The organism is Ruminococcus callidus ATCC 27760 (genome assembly GCF_000468015.1).
GTDB classification, from domain to species: Bacteria; Bacillota; Clostridia; order Oscillospirales; family Ruminococcaceae; genus Ruminococcus_C; species Ruminococcus_C callidus.
Map to the genome: position 1 here is coordinate 47,470 of NZ_KI260408.1, position 16,010 is coordinate 63,479.

Annotated in this window: 13 protein-coding genes and 1 pseudogene; all 14 read left to right on the plus strand. The window is 47.0% G+C overall.

Going from position 1 to position 16,010, the window contains the following annotated elements; genetic code table 11:
• The first annotated feature begins 42 nt into the window (after nucleotides 1-42).
• Nucleotides 43-2,667, plus strand: coding sequence for a DNA mismatch repair protein MutS (gene mutS / locus RUMCAL_RS07915; protein WP_021682202.1), 2,625 nt, complete (start codon nucleotides 43-45; stop codon nucleotides 2,665-2,667).
• Between the two features lie 72 nt (nucleotides 2,668-2,739).
• Nucleotides 2,740-4,752 (plus strand): DNA mismatch repair endonuclease MutL, encoded by a 2,013-nt coding sequence (gene mutL / locus RUMCAL_RS07920; protein WP_021682203.1) that lies wholly within the window; start codon nucleotides 2,740-2,742, stop codon nucleotides 4,750-4,752.
• 3 nt (nucleotides 4,753-4,755) lie between these two features.
• Nucleotides 4,756-5,718 (plus strand): tRNA (adenosine(37)-N6)-dimethylallyltransferase MiaA, encoded by a 963-nt coding sequence (gene miaA / locus RUMCAL_RS07925; protein ID WP_021682204.1) that lies wholly within the window; start codon nucleotides 4,756-4,758, stop codon nucleotides 5,716-5,718.
• Between the two features lie 73 nt (nucleotides 5,719-5,791).
• Complete coding sequence (gene hfq, locus RUMCAL_RS07930) at nucleotides 5,792-6,031, plus strand: RNA chaperone Hfq (protein ID WP_040647553.1); 240 nt, start codon at nucleotides 5,792-5,794, stop codon at nucleotides 6,029-6,031.
• 46 nt (nucleotides 6,032-6,077) lie between these two features.
• On the plus strand, nucleotides 6,078-7,355 hold the full coding sequence (locus RUMCAL_RS07935; protein WP_021682206.1) for a biotin/lipoyl attachment domain-containing protein: 1,278 nt from the start codon (nucleotides 6,078-6,080) through the stop codon (nucleotides 7,353-7,355).
• A complete protein-coding gene (locus RUMCAL_RS07940; protein ID WP_040647555.1) occupies nucleotides 7,345-8,043 on the plus strand; it encodes a YggS family pyridoxal phosphate-dependent enzyme in 699 nt (232 codons plus the stop codon). Before RUMCAL_RS07935 ends, RUMCAL_RS07940 begins: the two co-directional genes overlap by 11 nt.
• 35 nt (nucleotides 8,044-8,078) lie before the next feature.
• Nucleotides 8,079-8,576: a cell division protein SepF gene (locus RUMCAL_RS07945; protein ID WP_040647556.1), complete on the plus strand. Its 498-nt coding sequence runs from the start codon at nucleotides 8,079-8,081 to the stop codon at nucleotides 8,574-8,576.
• Between the two features lie 24 nt (nucleotides 8,577-8,600).
• Nucleotides 8,601-9,356 carry a YlmH family RNA-binding protein gene (locus RUMCAL_RS07950; RefSeq protein ID WP_051343745.1) on the plus strand — a complete coding sequence of 252 codons (756 nt, stop codon included), beginning with the start codon at nucleotides 8,601-8,603 and terminating at the stop codon, nucleotides 9,354-9,356.
• Between the two features lie 43 nt (nucleotides 9,357-9,399).
• Nucleotides 9,400-10,050, plus strand: a complete 651-nt coding sequence (locus RUMCAL_RS07955) for a DivIVA domain-containing protein (RefSeq protein WP_040647558.1) — start codon at nucleotides 9,400-9,402, stop codon at nucleotides 10,048-10,050.
• Nucleotides 10,051-10,116: 66 nt separating this feature from the next.
• Complete coding sequence (gene ileS / locus RUMCAL_RS07960) at nucleotides 10,117-12,897, plus strand: isoleucine--tRNA ligase (RefSeq protein ID WP_040647560.1); 2,781 nt, start codon at nucleotides 10,117-10,119, stop codon at nucleotides 12,895-12,897.
• 18 nt (nucleotides 12,898-12,915) lie between these two features.
• Nucleotides 12,916-13,428: a signal peptidase II gene (gene lspA, locus RUMCAL_RS07965; protein ID WP_021682212.1), complete on the plus strand. Its 513-nt coding sequence runs from the start codon at nucleotides 12,916-12,918 to the stop codon at nucleotides 13,426-13,428.
• Nucleotides 13,421-14,335, plus strand: coding sequence for an RluA family pseudouridine synthase (locus RUMCAL_RS07970; RefSeq protein WP_021682213.1), 915 nt, complete (start codon nucleotides 13,421-13,423; stop codon nucleotides 14,333-14,335). The genes lspA and RUMCAL_RS07970 overlap by 8 nt, the downstream gene beginning before the upstream one ends.
• A 34-nt stretch (nucleotides 14,336-14,369) precedes the next feature.
• A pseudogene (locus tag RUMCAL_RS16530) lies at nucleotides 14,370-15,122 on the plus strand (Cof-type HAD-IIB family hydrolase); the annotation flags it as partial.
• 45 nt (nucleotides 15,123-15,167) lie between these two features.
• Nucleotides 15,168-16,007 carry a transketolase gene (locus RUMCAL_RS16535; protein WP_040647615.1) on the plus strand — a complete coding sequence of 280 codons (840 nt, stop codon included), beginning with the start codon at nucleotides 15,168-15,170 and terminating at the stop codon, nucleotides 16,005-16,007.
• The last annotated feature ends 3 nt before the right edge of the window (nucleotides 16,008-16,010 follow it).

The following is a 16,010-nucleotide window of genomic DNA, read 5'->3' on the forward strand; positions in this document are numbered from 1 at the left end:
GTCGCGAAACAAGTTCTGAAGTGATTATCGGAGGTGAATCCCATGAACTTAGCAGATGTCCCCAGAGAAAAACTTTCTCCTATGATGCAGCAGTATGCAGCGACCAAAGAAAAATACAGTGACTGTATCGTGTTTTTCCGATTGGGCGACTTTTATGAAATGTTTTTCGAAGATGCTATTCTGGTTTCCAGAGAGTTGGAACTGACACTGACCGGAAAAGAGTGCGGTCTGGAAGAACGGGCTCCCATGTGCGGCGTACCGTATCACAGTGTAGAACTCTATTTGAAACGTCTGGTGGATAAGGGATACAAGATCGCAATTTGCGAGCAGATGACAGATCCAGCATTGAGCAAAGGCTTGGTAGAACGTGATGTCATTCGTATTGTTACGCCGGGTACGCTGATCGAGAGCAGCATGCTGGAAGATGATTCCAATAACTATATCTGTACCCTGTATTACGGAAATGACGGTTCCTGTGCACTTTGCTTCGCAGACCTTTCCACCGGAGAAATGTCCCTGACAGTACCACAGGAAGCATCTGACCTTTCTGTCCGCATTATGGACGTGCTGTCCCGCTACATGCCGGCAGAACTGGTAATGAACAGTCAGGCACTCTCTTTGAAGTCCGTTATGGATTTTATCAAAGTTCGGCTGCAGTGTGCAGTTTCTCTGCGAGATGACATCTGCTTCGATCCGGTACAAAATCGGGAATTGGTATGCCAGCAATTCGGTGTTCCTTCCTTGGATTTGTTGGGCATGACAGAAGACGGTGCTGATGTCAGTGCTGTCTGTGGTATGCTGGATTATATTCGGGAAACTCAGAAGCGAAACATCGCACGTTTTGTTTCCATTGAAGTTGCAGACAGTGCTTCAGCAATGGGGCTGGACTTGAACGCCCGCCGCAATCTGGAGCTGACAGAAACCATTCGCAACAAGGAGCGAAAAGGTTCGCTGTTATGGCTGTTGGACGATGCCAGAACCGCTATGGGCAAACGGCTGTTGAAAACATGGTTGGAACAGCCGCTGGTGCAGCCCGTCAAGATCATGGCAAGACTGGACGCAGTAGATGCATTTGTCAAGAAAAGCCTTGTGCTAATGGAAGTCCGAGATCTGCTGAACAACGTCTATGATCTGGAACGTCTGATGACAAGAGTCATTTACCAGAAAGCCACTCCACGGGATTTGAAGTCACTCTCCATGACTGCCCAGCAGCTGCCGGAACTGAAAGCACAGCTACGACAGCTGGCAGGGGATTCCCGCTTGCTGGCAACGCTGGAGCAACAAATTTCGCCGCTGGAACGAGTGTGTACATTAGTAGAAAATGCAATCGTAGATGATCCGCCAATCACTTTGAAAGACGGCGGCGTGATTCGGGACGGCTTCCATGAAGAACTGGATCGGCAACGCCACATTATGAACGGCGGCACACAGATTATCGATGAAATTCTTCAGCGGGAAAAAGAACGTACAGGCATCAAGGGTTTGAAAATTGGCTATAACCGTGTCTTTGGCTATTATCTGGAAGTTACTCGTTCTTATTATGATTTGATTCCCTCGGACTATATCCGAAAGCAAACACTGGCAAACAGCGAACGTTTCATCACAGAAGAACTGAAAAATGTAGAGAATGAAATTCTCGGAGCCAAAGACCGCGTACTGCGTCTGGAAGAAGGCATTTTCTCCGAAGTGCGGGATTGCCTGGCTGCCATGCTGAAAAAAGTTCAGGAAACAGCAGCGGCAGTTGCACAAGTTGACGTGCTGGCTTCATTTGCCAATGTGGCAATTGAGAACGACTACACAAAACCGGAAATCGCAGTAGACGGCAGCATTCAGATTACCGGCGGCAGACACCCTGTTGTGGAACGCATGCTGACAGAGGAAATGTTTGTGCCGAATGACACCTATCTGGATACCAAAGCACAGCGTATGCTGATGATCACCGGACCAAATATGGCAGGTAAATCTACATACATGCGTCAGGTGGCGTTGATTACGCTAATGGCTCAAATCGGTTCTTTCGTGCCGGCAGAGTATGCCAAAATTTCTGTCGTGGATAAGATCTTCACACGTATCGGAGCATCAGATGATCTGACAGCCGGACAGAGTACCTTTATGGTGGAAATGAAAGAGGTTTCAGACATTTTGAATTATGCCACCAAGAACAGTCTGGTAATTCTGGACGAAGTAGGCAGAGGCACTTCCACGTTGGACGGTGTTAGCATCGCACGTGCTGTAGCAGAGTACATCAGCAGCCGGAAAATCGGCTGTAAAACTTTGTTCGCCACCCATTACCATGAACTACTGGATTTAGAACAAGAAATCGACGGGGTAAAAAATTACAGCGTTGCTGTCAAGAAGCACGGCGATACCATTCGGTTTCTGCGAAAAATCGTTCCTGGCGGCGTTGATGACAGCTACGGCATTGCTGTTGCAAAACTCGCAGGGCTGCCGGATCAGGTCGTCAAACGTGCCAAGGAACTGCTGGCAGAAATGGAAGCACAGACAGCAGTATCCGCCCCGAAGCAAACCGCACAGACTGGACAGATCAGTTTTGCAGCAATGCAGCAGGAACGGGCAATTGCCACCTTGCAAAAAACACATCTGGCAGAATTAAGTGATGCAGAATGCAGGGAACTACTGGCTGATCTCACATCGATGCTGTCCTAGTATGTAAACACGCTTTAATAAAAGTGTTCACATGTCCGCGGTAAAATACCGCTTAGAAAGAAGGTGTTTGTCATGCCGCATATTACAGTTTTGCGGAAAGAAATTTCTGAATTGATTGCCGCCGGAGAAGTCATTGAGCGTCCGTCTTCTGTTATCAAAGAAGTGGTGGAAAATGCAATCGATGCCGGAGCAAAACACATCACAGTGGAAATTCAGCATGGCGGTACCACTTACATGCGAATCGTAGATGACGGCTGCGGCATGGCACCGGAGGAAGTACCTACTGCTTTTCTCCGTCACGCCACCAGTAAAATTGCAGAAAAAACCGATCTGGATCACATTTTCACATTAGGCTTTCGCGGTGAGGCTCTGGCTTCCATTGCAGCAGTGGCAAAAGTCACAGTATTGACGAAGCGAAAAGAGGATGATTTCGGCACCAGCTACAGCATTTCCGGCAGTACAGCAGGAGAATTGGAACAGACCGGTTGTCCGGACGGGACAACACTTTTGATCCGCGACCTGTTTTACAATGTTCCGGTTCGGAAAAAATTCATGAAACGAGATGTGACCGAAGCAAACGCCGTCAGCCAGATCGTTCAGAAAATCGCATTGTCACACCCAGAAATCGCATTTCGCATGATACGGGATAACCGAACGGAATTCCGTACCGACGGCAGCGGTGACTTGTACACTGCAATTTATGCCATTCTGGGAAAAGAGTTCGCTCATGACTTGATACCGGTTTCTTATGAGGACGGCATGAATCAGGTGACTGGTTTTGTGGGAAAGCCTTTGTACTCCCGTTCCAACCGAACGTTTCAGAATTTCTTTATCAATGGCAGATATGTTCGATCCAGACAGTGCAGCGTAGCTTTGGAAAACGCCTATCAGAATTTGATCATGGTCGGAAAGTTTCCCACCTGCGTGTTGATGCTGCAAGTTCCGCCGGAACAGGTAGATGTAAACATTCACCCTGCAAAAGCAGAAGTTCGTTTTTCCAATGAAAAAGCAGTCATGGACAGTTTATTCTTCGCAGTGAAAAATGCCCTGATGAAAAACGGCTTGATTTATGAGTTTCAAATGGATCATGTTCCACAGCGGGATTGGACTGCACAGCCAGAACCTCAACAGGAATTTGTGCAACCAGCATTGCCGCAGATCTCAGAGCCAGAACCAGAAGTGCTCCTTCCGCCGACAGAAAAGCCAGCAGCAGAACCGGCACCGAAAGAAACGACAAGGGAAACTGTTGCCCCACTGGTCAGCACCGCTTCGGCAACCATTGCAGTTCCGCCAATCGTTCTTCCGGAAACAAAATTTCATGATGAAGAACTGGAAGAAACAGCATATACAGAACAAACCGAAAGATCTCGACCTGTGGAGCCGGTTTCCATTCCAGAGTTGTCTGAAGGAAAGTATGAGTTTCTCAACAGTCGTTCCTTTGCAGAAAATCCTGTATCAGCAGCAAAAGAAACACTCCCAGCAGTGCCAGAACCCAAGGCTCAAGAGCATGTACAGATTCACGTGCTGGGAGAAATTTTTGAGAATTATATCATTGCAGAAGCTGCAGAAGAAGACAAACTGCTGATTTTTGATAAACATGCCGCACATGAGCGAGTGCTCTTTGAACAGCTTCGCTCCGGAGCATCAAAGCTGACCAGCCAGATGTTGCTTCGCCCCAGCGAAACTTTGCTTTCCATGGAAGAGTTTTCAGCGGTACAGGAAAATCTTCCAAAGTTAGCAGAAATGGGATTTGCCTTTGATTGCAGTAGTCCGCCGCAATTGCGGGCAACTGCCGTGCCGTCTTTCGTACTGCCACTGAATATTGATGAGGTTGTCACAGAGATCGCACATAACCTAGTACTAGGAAAACGCGATCCGCAGGTACACACTTTCAACGATACTCTGCACACCATTGCCTGCAAATCTGCCATTCGTTCCGGCGATCATTCCACCATACAAGAATTGCAGAAGCTGGCACAGCAAGTATGGGACGATGAAAATGTCCGACACTGTCCGCACGGCAGACCGGTAATGTTTGTGATTCGAAAATACGATCTGGAAAAACAATTCCGGCGGAGGGTATAGGTCATGACAGATTCAGAAAAAATACCAGTACTTGCAGTGGTTGGCCCCACGGCATCCGGAAAAACTTCACTTGGCGTGATGCTGGCAAAAGCATATCATGGAGAAGTTGTTTCCGCAGATTCCATGCAGATCTATCAGGGACTGAATATTGCAACGGCAAAGCCCACACCGGAAGAGCAAGAGGGTGTGCCGCATCATCTGATCGGCTGTGTCCCTGTGAATGCCACATTCAGCGTTGCAGACTATCTGGCGTTAGCAAAACCGACAATTGCAGAAATCTATCACCGAAAGCACCTGCCCGTCCTTGTCGGCGGAACTGGCCTTTACGTTTCATCATTGCTTTCCAACGTGCAGCTGGCTCCAACTACGCAGGACGCTGCACTACGGCAAAAATTTCTGGAATACGCCAAAGAGCACGGCAACATTGCACTGCATGACCAGCTAAAAGCATTGGATCCAGAAGCCGCAGCGGAAATCCACCCTAATAATCTGGTGCGTGTGATACGTGCACTGGAGGTTTGTACGCTGACAGGAAAAACATTCACCGCATGCAAAGCCGAAAGTCACCAGATCCCAAGTCCTTATCAATCCCTGATCATCGGCCTGACTTATGAACGGTCGGTGCTTTACGAACGAATCAATACACGGGTGGATCAAATGATAGAACAAGGCATGATCGAAGAAGCTTATCATGTGTATCAAAACGAAGCACTTCGGACTGCTTATCACGCAATTGGCTATAAGGAACTGATTCCATATTTTGAAAAAAAGATGCCATTGCAGGCGTGTATCGACAAAATTAAACAGGAAACCCGCAGATATGCCAAAAGACAGTTGACATGGTTCCGCAAAAATGATCGAATTCAGTGGATTATTTTAGACAAATCTGACAAGAAACCAGAAATTATGGAAAAGTGTCAAAAAATTATAGCCAAGTCCGGAGAAATGTGCTATAATATAAATTGAGCATTTATATACAAAGAGAAAATGAATGCAAAGCGCATTCGGTATTTTTCGCTCAAAGAAAAGGAGTCTAACAATGAACAACAAAAACATGAACCTTCAGGACGTATTCCTGAATCAAGCCCGAAAGGATCACATCGGCGTTACAATTTTTCTGACAAACGGTTTTCAATTTAAGGGCATTGTAAAAGGGTTTGACAGCTATATTGTCATTCTGGAATGTGACGGAAAACAAAACTTGGTATACAAACACGCCATTTCCACCATTATTCCCATACGTCCTGTTTCCATTTTAGAAAGTGATTCTGTAGAATGATGCAAAAGCATCTGGAAATCCGTTGGTTTTGTGAGGTGATCTGCATATGAATTCCAGCAATAAAATGAATAATGTGCTGTTAGTGCTTCTGTCGGCTTCTGTCATTGCTACATTTGGCACGATCATCTTTCACCTTGTGGACACTAGCTATGAAACAGAAACAGCCATGCGTGCCAAAGCAGATGAATCCAAATTCTTCGAGGGCGTCTATGTACGGGACGAAACAGTACTGACTTACAGCGACACTGGTGCAATCAGTTATCAAGTACCGGACGGAGGAAAAATTGCAGTCAATGATGTGATTGCCGAAATTTATCCGGACGAGAGCACCATTGAAAAAAAACAACAGGCAGAGGCATTACAGGAAAAGCTGAATGTTTTGGAACGTATCTCCAATCCCGGAACGCTGGAACAAGCACAGCCTGCGGATTTATCCCGCCAGATTTCTCAGTACTACGAAGAGATGATTCAGAATCGAAACGCTGGAAATCTCTCCGGCATGGCAGCCGCAGAACAACAGTTTATGGAATCCTGCAGCACATATCAGATCGTTGTCAGCAAGGGAACCGTTTCTTTTGCACAGCAAATTTCTGATTTGACTGCACAGATACAGACTTTGCAAAGCGAGGAAGCAACACCCATAGACACTATTACATCAGATAGTTCTGCCTATTTTGTCAGCCATGTGGATGGGCTGGAGTCTGTACTGACTGCGGAAAATCTGGCAAATATCACGCCAGAACAGATTCAGGATATTACTAAAAAAAGTAGCGAAAATAATCTCCAAACGAATCAAGATCAAAACACAGTGGGAAAATCCATTGCACAGTACGGCTGGTACATGCTTGGAATTATTGATAATCAGGATCAGAAATATCAGGTCGGTGATTCTGTCAAGATTCGTCTGATGACGTCTTCCGCAACAGCAGATGCCACCATTCAGGAACTCCGAAATACCGGAGAAGACGGCAAGGTCATGGTGGTTTTATACAGCGATATGCTAACATCGGACTTTGTACAGAATCGAACTGAAAATGTCGAAATGATTCTTGGAGAATATGAGGGCATCAAGGTGCCGCGGAGTGCGATCCGTTTCAAAGACGTAGAAGAAACCGTCACTGATGAAGAAACCGGCGAAGAAAAAACACAGACCGTGAACAGCCGGGGCGTTTATGTGCAGGACGGTGAAAAAGTGGAATTCCGACGTCTGGATGTAGTTTACGAAGGCAAAGACTATGTGCTTTCTAAACTGAATGCAGGCGATGGTTATTTAATGCTTTATGATTCCATAATTGTAGAAGGGATTGATGCAAATGGAAACTAATTTTGCTTATATCGACGAAAACTACAAACGAATCGTCGATGCGATGGAGGAAGCAAAGGCAAAGTACCGTAAGCCGACAGACGAAATTACATTGATGGCGGTCACCAAAACGGTTGCCCCGGAAGCGGTAAATCATGCGATCAGCTGTGGTATCCACACCTTGGGTGAAAACCGCGTGCAGGAATATCTTTCTAAAAAAGATTTTTATGCAAAAGATGCAAAAGTTCATTTTATTGGACATTTACAAACCAATAAGGTAAAGTATATCATTGAGGACATGGAACTGATTCATTCGGTAGACAGCATCAAGCTGGCATCTGAAATTGACCGGCATGCAGCACGTGTCAATAAAGTGCAGGACATCTTGATTGAAGTTAATGTCGGCGGGGAGGAATCCAAAAGCGGCATTGCACCGGATCAATTAGAAGAATTGTTGTGGCAGGCAGGACAACTGTCCCACGTACATGTACGCGGGCTGATGACAATCCCGCCAGTAGAGGGTGATGAGAAATTTCTTTACAAAATGCAACAACTTTATCTTGACATTTCCTCCAAAAAAATGGATAATATAGATATGGAGATTTTGTCGATGGGAATGTCGGGGGATTTTGCCACCGCAATTCGCTATGGTTCGACACTTGTCCGGATCGGGACAGCCTTGTTCGGTGCAAGAAATTATCAGAAATAAAATGAAATCCGCTGATGCGGAGAATGGAGAGTATCATGAATTTTATAGACAATCTGAAAGACTTCTTTATGCCGGCTGATGATAATGAGCCGGAAACCCCGAGCATGACTCCGCCGGAACCAGAACAGGCTCCGCCGCAGAGCCACGCTGCACAGACCTCTGGTTACAGCAATTCTAGTTACAGCAGAGGTGCGTCTTCTTATGAAGAACGAAAGGGCGGCAATGAACGCTATGCAACGATCAAGGCAACTGCACAGTTTCAGGTAGTGCTGGTACAGGCAACTTCCTATACTTCAGACTCCAAGAAAGTTGCAGATTATTTGATGCAGAATAAGACTGTTGTTCTGAATCTGGAAAAGATTGACGATGATGAAAAGCGTCGGATCATTGACTTTGTAGTTGGTGCGGCATATGCAACCCATGGTCGGATCAAGCCGGTAGCCAACCAGACTTTCCTGATTATTCCGCAGAATGTCGGTTTTGACGGCGACAGCCTCGTTGGCGAACTGCAGAGCAACGGTCTGGTAGGTTAACAAACAAAAATGGCAAGCCGAAACATGAAAATGGCAGATGCGGTGCAGCAACTAAAAGCACATTGGAACGATCTGGCGAACCGATGCGTGCGGGACAACCGTCCGTACTTTACGGATTTTTTACCGGCAGAAGATACCGCAATGGCAGAAGCGATTGCAAATACAGCAGGAGCAGTCTGTACAGCTTGGGGCGGAACAGAAAACACCACTCGTGTAATACTTTGTTTTGCTCCGGATTTCATTCCGGTTACACCGGAACAGTTTCCAATCCAGTGTCTGACGTTTTCTTATCGTGTTCCTAAGCCGCCAACACATCGGGATTTTCTCGGAGCATGTATGGCATGCAATCTGGAACGAGATACGATCGGCGACATTTTGATCGATACGAAGATGGCACAAATGTTCGTCTGTGCCCATGTGGCTCCTGTGCTTTTACAGGAAGTTCATCAGATTGGACGAGTTGGTGTCAGCGTGACGGGAGATGATCCGGTCTGCCTGTCGGTGCAAACGGATTTCCTGCTGATACAAGGCACGATTGCATCTCTGCGGGCAGACGCAGTTGCCGCACTGGCAACGCGTCTGAGTCGGGAAAAGGCAGTGCAGTTGATTCGGCAAGGCCGGCTGACCTATCGTCATGCAGCGATCGATACGCCTTCTGCTGTAATGCAGGTGGGTGATGTGTTTTCAATTCGTGGCTACGGAAAATTTCGTATTGCCGCGGTCGATGGCATCAGCCGAAAAGGAAGATACCATATCACAATTCAAAAATATCAGGGCTAATGTAGGATAGGCTGCATAGGCTCTTATGAGAGGAGATACCATAATGATTAGTGCAAGCGAAATCCATGAATTACGGTTTGAAAAAGCTGCTTTCGGCTATAAACAGGAAGACATTGATGAATTCCTGAATAAGCTGGAAGAAGAAGCTGCAATCGCCCAGCGAGAACTGGATGACAGCAACAACAAAATTCAGGTTCTGGCAGACAAGGTACGGGAATACATGCGTGATGAAGATGCATTGAAGGACGCACTCCTCGGTGCACAAAAGGAGGGTCACCGCATCATTTCCGAAGCCAACGCCAAGGCAGAAGAGATCATTGCACAGGCAAAAGAAAAAGCAGATGCAATGATGGACGAGGTAACTGTACAGCACGATGCCCTCATTGAAAAGAATGAGGCAGAGATCGAGGAGGAGCACAAGAAACTGGCAGCTGCAAAAAAGCAGGTCGCTGATTTCAAAAAAGCTCTCTTTGACATGTACAAGGAGCATCTGAACATGCTCTCTGCTATGCCGGAAGAAGATGACACTACCTTTGGTATGACAGAAGAAAATGCGACAGAACCGGCACAGCCGAAGCCAGCAGTAGCCGCTGCACCAGCTGCAAGCGATCCGTTTGATGCGGAACCGTTTTCTGCAAAAGCAATTCAGGGAGCATATGACTCCAGATTCGGCGACTTGCAGGATAAAGACTAATTTCAGGGAAAGGAGCGGCTTTTGCCACAGCGATACGCTGAAAAGGAGAAAAAGCCGGATCAAGCTATGTCACAGGATTACAATAAGACCTTAAATTTGCCTAAAACAGATTTTCCGATGCGTGGAAACCTGCCGAAGCGGGAACCTGACACTTTACAAAAGTGGGAAGACGAGGATCTGTATGAACAGATGATCGCCAAAAATGAAGGGAAGCCGAAGTACATTCTTCACGACGGCCCTCCGTATGCCAATGGTGAAATTCATCTGGGTACTGCTTTGAATAAGACACTGAAAGATTTCATTGTCAAGTATAAAAATATGAGTGGCTTCTGTGCACCGTATGTGCCGGGCTGGGATACACATGGTTTGCCGATCGAACTGAAAGCAATGAAGTCTATCGGCGTAGAAAATGGTGCCATTCCGCCGGTAGAACTGCGAAAGCACTGCAAAGACTTCGCCATGATGCATGTCAAGAATCAGATGGCACAGTTCAAGCGTCTGGGCAGTCTGGGACATTACTGTGATCCGTACCTGACACTGAAGCCGGAATATGAAGCACGTCAGGTCGAAGTATTCGGTGAAATGGCAAAACGCGGTTACATGTACAAGGGATTGAAGCCGGTTTACTGGTGCCCTGACTGCAACACTGCACTGGCAGAAGCTGAAATCGAATACGAAAACGATCCTTGTTATTCTATCTATGTGAAATTTCAGGTGACTGACGACAAGGGTCTGTTTACAAAGCTGGGAATTGCCAAGGAACAGGTTTACTTTGTTATCTGGACAACCACAACATGGACCATTCCGGGCAACCTTGCAATTTGTGTGGGACCGTCTTATGACTACACACTGGTCAAGGTTGGCGAGGAATACTACTGCATGGCTGCGGAACTGGTTTCTGCAACAATGAAAGCAGCTGGTATTACCGAATACGAAATGGTCGGCAGCTTCACTGGTGCAGAACTGGAACATGTCAAAACTAAGCACCCGTTGTATGACCGTCTTTCTCCGGTAATTGTCGGTGATCATGTAACATTGGAAAGCGGTACTGGCTGCGTTCATACTGCACCGGGCTATGGTGTAGAAGACTTTGAAGTCTGCAAGAACTATGACGACATTGGCATTCTGGTCTGCGTAGACGACAAGGGTCGCCAGACCAAGGAAGCCGGCGAGTTTGAAGGCATGGACACCGATGCGGCAAACCGTGCAATTGCTGCGAAGCTGACAGAAGTTGGTGCAATGCTGGCAACAGAAAAAATTGTCCACCAGTATCCGCACTGCTGGAGATGCCACAAACCGATCATTTACCGTGCAACAGAACAGTGGTTCTGCTCTGTTAACGGCTTTAAGGACGAAGCAATCAAAGCAATTGAAAATGTCAAGTGGATTCCTGCATGGGGAGAAGAACGCATCAAAGGCATGGTTCGTGACCGCAGCGACTGGTGTATTTCTCGTCAGCGTACTTGGGGCGTGCCGATTCCGATCATCTATTGCAAGGACTGCAAAAAGCCGATTGTCAATGATACCACTATTCGCGACATTGCAGAATTGTTCCGCAAAGAGGGAGCAGATGCATGGTGGACAAAGGATCTTTCAGAGTTTCTTTCTCCGGAAGTACAGTGCGAATGCGGCTGTAAGGAATTCACCAAGGAATATGACATCATGGATGTATGGTTCGACAGTGGTGTTTCTCACAGTGCTGTCATGGAACAGTATGACTGCTTGCAGTGGCCGGCTGATCTGTATCTGGAAGGTGCAGACCAGTATCGTGGTTGGTTCCAGTCTTCTCTGCTGACTTCTGTCGTTTATAAGGGCAGTGCACCGTATAAGGCTGTCTGCACACACGGCTGGGTCGTTGACGGCGAAGGCAGAAAGATGTCGAAATCTTTGGGCAACGGCATTATGCCGGAAGAAATTGTCAAGAAATACGGTGCAGACATTCTTCGTCTGTGGGTAGCTTCTTCCGATTATCACTCTGACATTCGTATTTCAGAGGGTATTTTGGGACAGTTGTCCGATGCCTATAAGAAGATCCGGAACACTGCCCGTTACATTCTGGGTAACTTGGGCAATGGTGACGGATTCCATCCGGATCGCGACAGCGTATCCGACGATCAGTTGCTGGAACTGGATCGCTGGGCACTGATGCGTCTGGATAACGTAATCCAAAAGGCACATGAGGGCTATGAAGCATTTGACTTCCACATCGTATTCCACGCAATCCATAACTACTGCACCACTGATTTGTCCAATTTCTATCTGGACATCATCAAGGATCGTCTGTACTGCGAACCGGAAAATTCCGTGGCTCGTCGTGCAGCACAGACCACGATTTATCGGATTTTGAGTGCACTGACTCGTCTGATCGCACCGATCCTCTCCTTTACCGCAGAAGAAATCTGGTCTTATCTGCCGCATGCTGCAAGCGATGATGCCAAGAGTGTATTCCTGAACGAAATGCCCAAGGCAAGCGGATTGACAGAAGATGCAGACTTTATGGCAAAGTGGGATCTGATCTATCAGACTCGTATGGAAGCTAATAAGGTTCTGGAAGAAAAGAGAAATGAAAAGCTGATCGGTAAATCACTGGAAGCCAAGGTGACAATCGCTGTTGCAGATGATGCTCAGTATACAGTATTGTCAGAAGCTGCTGACATTCTGGCAAAGGTGCTGATCGTATCTGTTGTTTCTGTTGTAAAGGCAGAATCCGGAGAAACTACCTATACAGTAGAACGTGCCGCTGGTGAAAAGTGCGAACGCTGCTGGATGTATCTGGACAGTGTTGGCAAGAATGCTGCACACCCAACACTCTGTGCACGTTGTGCTTCTGTTGTAGATCAGCTGTAATCGGGAAAGGATGTATTTGTGCTGATTGCAGCCTTAATCGGAATTATCTTGCTGACCGCAGCAGATCAACTGATCAAATACTGGGTCGTTCAGGATTTGAAACCAGTCGGAAGTGTACCGTTTCTGCACATTGGCGATCATAAAATTCTGGATTTGACTTATCTGGAAAATAACGGAGCTGTTTTCAGTAGTTTTGCCGGCATGCGTTGGCTGCTAGTGGGAACAACGGTGATTCTGATGGCGTTTTGTGCTTACTGGCTGGTACGTCATGGAAAAAAATCCAAGCTGCTGACAGTCAGCTTGACCTTGATTCTAAGCGGCGGTCTGGGCAATTTAATTGACCGACTGTTTCGCGGTGGTCTGGTGGTAGACTATCTGGAAGTGAAGCTGTTTCACTTTGCCGTGTTTAATTTTGCAGATTGTTGCGTGGTAATTGGCGTTGTTTTGTTTGCAATTTACTTTTTGTTTGTGGAACCAAAACTCAATTCCAAAGCCAAGGCAACAGCTGAGGGAGAACAGAAAAATGCCTGAAACTTTGTCTTTTTGTGTGCCTGCGGAAGCGGACGGAGAACGTCTGGACAAATGGCTTTCCGGACAGGAGAGTCTTGCGATGACGCGTTCCGCCCTGCAAGTTCGTATGGAACACGGTGATGTGACAGTAAATGGCAAAAAAGTTCCGAAAAATTATCGGCAAAAAGCAGGGGATCAAGTTTTGGTGCAGCTGCCGGAACCAGAGCCGCTGGAATTGCAGCCGGAAAATATCCCGCTGGATATTGTCTATGAAGATGATGACTTACTTGTGGTGAACAAACCCAAGGGCATGGTTGTACATCCGGCTCCCGGACACGCGACAGGAACGCTGGTACATGCACTATTGTATCATTGCGGAGATCGGCTTTCCAGCATCAATGGCATAATTCGCCCCGGAATCGTGCACCGTATCGATCGTTTTACAAGCGGCTTGCTAATGGTGGCAAAAAATGATATGGCACATCAGTCGTTATCGGCACAAATTGCCGCCCATTCATTTACAAGAGAATATCAGGCGGTGGCAATGGGACATTTTCGCGAAGCAGAAGGGACGATTTCTGCTCCGATCGGACGACATCCGGTAGACCGCAAAAAAATGTGTGTCACAGAAAAAAATTCCAAACCTGCTACAACGCACTATACTGTGATTGCAGAATATCCCCGTGCCACGCATTTACGGCTGCGATTGGAAACCGGACGCACACACCAGATTCGAGTACATTTAGCGTATTTGGGTCACCCGATTCTGGGTGATGATGTCTATGGAAAAGCATTTCCCGGAATCGAAGGGCAGTGTCTTCATGCTGCCAAAATCGGATTTATTCATCCGTCTACAGGGCAGTATCTGGAGTTTGAAAGTCCTTTGCCGGAATATTTTGAAAAGGTACTTCGAAAACTGAAATCCTGAAAGGGTGATTTTGATGCAGTCTTTGGAAAATACCATGCTTATTACGGACCTGGACGGTACATTGCTGCCAGCCAGCAAAGAGATTTCTGTGGCAGATGCAGCAGCAATTTCCCAGTTCCGTGCAAAAGGTGGCAAATTCGCAATTGCAACTGGAAGAACGTTGCAGGCGGCTCAGCGATATTTGAAAAAGCTGCAGCCCAATATTCCTGTGATATTGTTCAACGGAGCAGCTATTTATGATCCGGTAGCAGAAAAGTGGCTTTACACAGAAGAATTGCCGCCAGAAGCCGTATCGATTACCCGACAAGTGTTAGAAGCATTTCCGGACGTTTCGGCGGAGATTCTCCGCACAGACGGCACCTATGTTTCCAGAATGACACCTTATGAAAAGGAGCATCTGGAGATCTGTCAGGTGGAACCCATTCTGGCAATGCCGGAGGAAATTCCGCATGGTTGGCTGAAAGTGCTGTTTGCAATTGCACCCGAACGAATGCCTGATTTGATTGCCTATTTTCAAGAACAAAACTGGACGTGTGCAGATTTTGTACAGTCTGAAGCACGTTTTTATGAAATGCTGCCGAAAGGCGTTACTAAAGGGAGTGCCCTTCGGCGGTATCGCACCATATGCGGTGCGGAAAGCTGGCATATTGTGGCGGCAGGAGATTTTGACAACGATCTGGATATGCTTCGCGTAGCAGACACCAGTGCCTGTCCGTCTAATGCACAGCCCTGCATTAAAGAAATTGCCAATATACAGTTGATGCATTCCTGTGAAGAAAACGCGATTGCAGAATTGATTTATCGTCTTTCGAAATCATTGGAGGTTCATAACATGGATGAAATGACCAAGAAAAAATTGCAGGCAACTGCCTGCCGTATTCGTATGGGTGTTATTGAAGGCACCTATCACGCAAAGTCCGGTCACCCGGGCGGCTCTCTCTCGATTTGTGATACACTGACTTATCTGTATTTTGCAAAGATGCACGTTGACCCGAAGAATCCGGAAATGGCAGACCGTGATCGTCTGGTGCTTTCCAAAGGACACTGTGCACCGGCTCTGTATTCCACACTGGCAGAACGTGGATTTTTCCCGAAAGAAGAACTGCAATCTCTGCGTCATATCGGCGCACTTTTGCAGGGGCACCCGTGTATTCATATTCCGGGCGTAGATATGTCCAGCGGTTCTCTGGGACAGGGCATTTCCGCAGCCTGCGGCATGGCACTGGCAGGAAAAATGGACAATGCTGCTTATAAGGTTTACACCATTCTGGGTGATGGCGAAATCGAAGAAGGACAGGTTTGGGAAGCTGCAATGTTCGCAAACCAGTATCATCTGGACAATCTGGTAGCAATTGTAGACAACAACGGTTTGCAGATCGACGGCAAGCTTTCCGAAGTTTGCTCGCCGGAGCCGATTCCGGAAAAGTTTGAAGCGTTCGGCTGGCATGTCATTCGTATGGACGCACACGATTTCGATGCAATTGATGCTGCAATGCAGGAAGCTGAAACAATCGTAGGCAAGCCGGTTGCGATCATTCAGAAAAGTGTCAAGGGCAAGGGTGTGTCCTTTATGGAAAATCAGGTCGGCTGGCACGGCAAAGCACCGAATCAGGCAGAGTATGAACAGGCAATGGCTGAACTGACAGCCCAGCTGAAGGAACTGGAGGGTTAAACG

Excerpts from the sequence above, each read along its gene's own strand:
- RUMCAL_RS07940 (WP_040647555.1), top strand. The coding sequence starts at position 7,345 with ATGGAAACTAATTTTGCTTATATCGACGAAAACTACAAACGAATCGTC.
- mutL (WP_021682203.1), top strand. The coding sequence starts at position 2,740 with ATGCCGCATATTACAGTTTTGCGGAAAGAAATTTCTGAATTGATTGCC.
- RUMCAL_RS07945 (WP_040647556.1), top strand. The coding sequence starts at position 8,079 with ATGAATTTTATAGACAATCTGAAAGACTTCTTTATGCCGGCTGATGAT.
- hfq (WP_040647553.1), top strand. The coding sequence starts at position 5,792 with ATGAACAACAAAAACATGAACCTTCAGGACGTATTCCTGAATCAAGCC.
- RUMCAL_RS07950 (WP_051343745.1), top strand. The coding sequence starts at position 8,601 with ATGAAAATGGCAGATGCGGTGCAGCAACTAAAAGCACATTGGAACGAT.
- mutS (WP_021682202.1), top strand. The coding sequence starts at position 43 with ATGAACTTAGCAGATGTCCCCAGAGAAAAACTTTCTCCTATGATGCAG.
- RUMCAL_RS07955 (WP_040647558.1), top strand. The coding sequence starts at position 9,400 with ATGATTAGTGCAAGCGAAATCCATGAATTACGGTTTGAAAAAGCTGCT.
- RUMCAL_RS16535 (WP_040647615.1), top strand. The coding sequence starts at position 15,168 with ATGGATGAAATGACCAAGAAAAAATTGCAGGCAACTGCCTGCCGTATT.
- RUMCAL_RS07935 (WP_021682206.1), top strand. The coding sequence starts at position 6,078 with ATGAATTCCAGCAATAAAATGAATAATGTGCTGTTAGTGCTTCTGTCG.
- miaA (WP_021682204.1), top strand. The coding sequence starts at position 4,756 with ATGACAGATTCAGAAAAAATACCAGTACTTGCAGTGGTTGGCCCCACG.
- RUMCAL_RS07970 (WP_021682213.1), top strand. The coding sequence starts at position 13,421 with ATGCCTGAAACTTTGTCTTTTTGTGTGCCTGCGGAAGCGGACGGAGAA.
- ileS (WP_040647560.1), top strand. The coding sequence starts at position 10,117 with ATGTCACAGGATTACAATAAGACCTTAAATTTGCCTAAAACAGATTTT.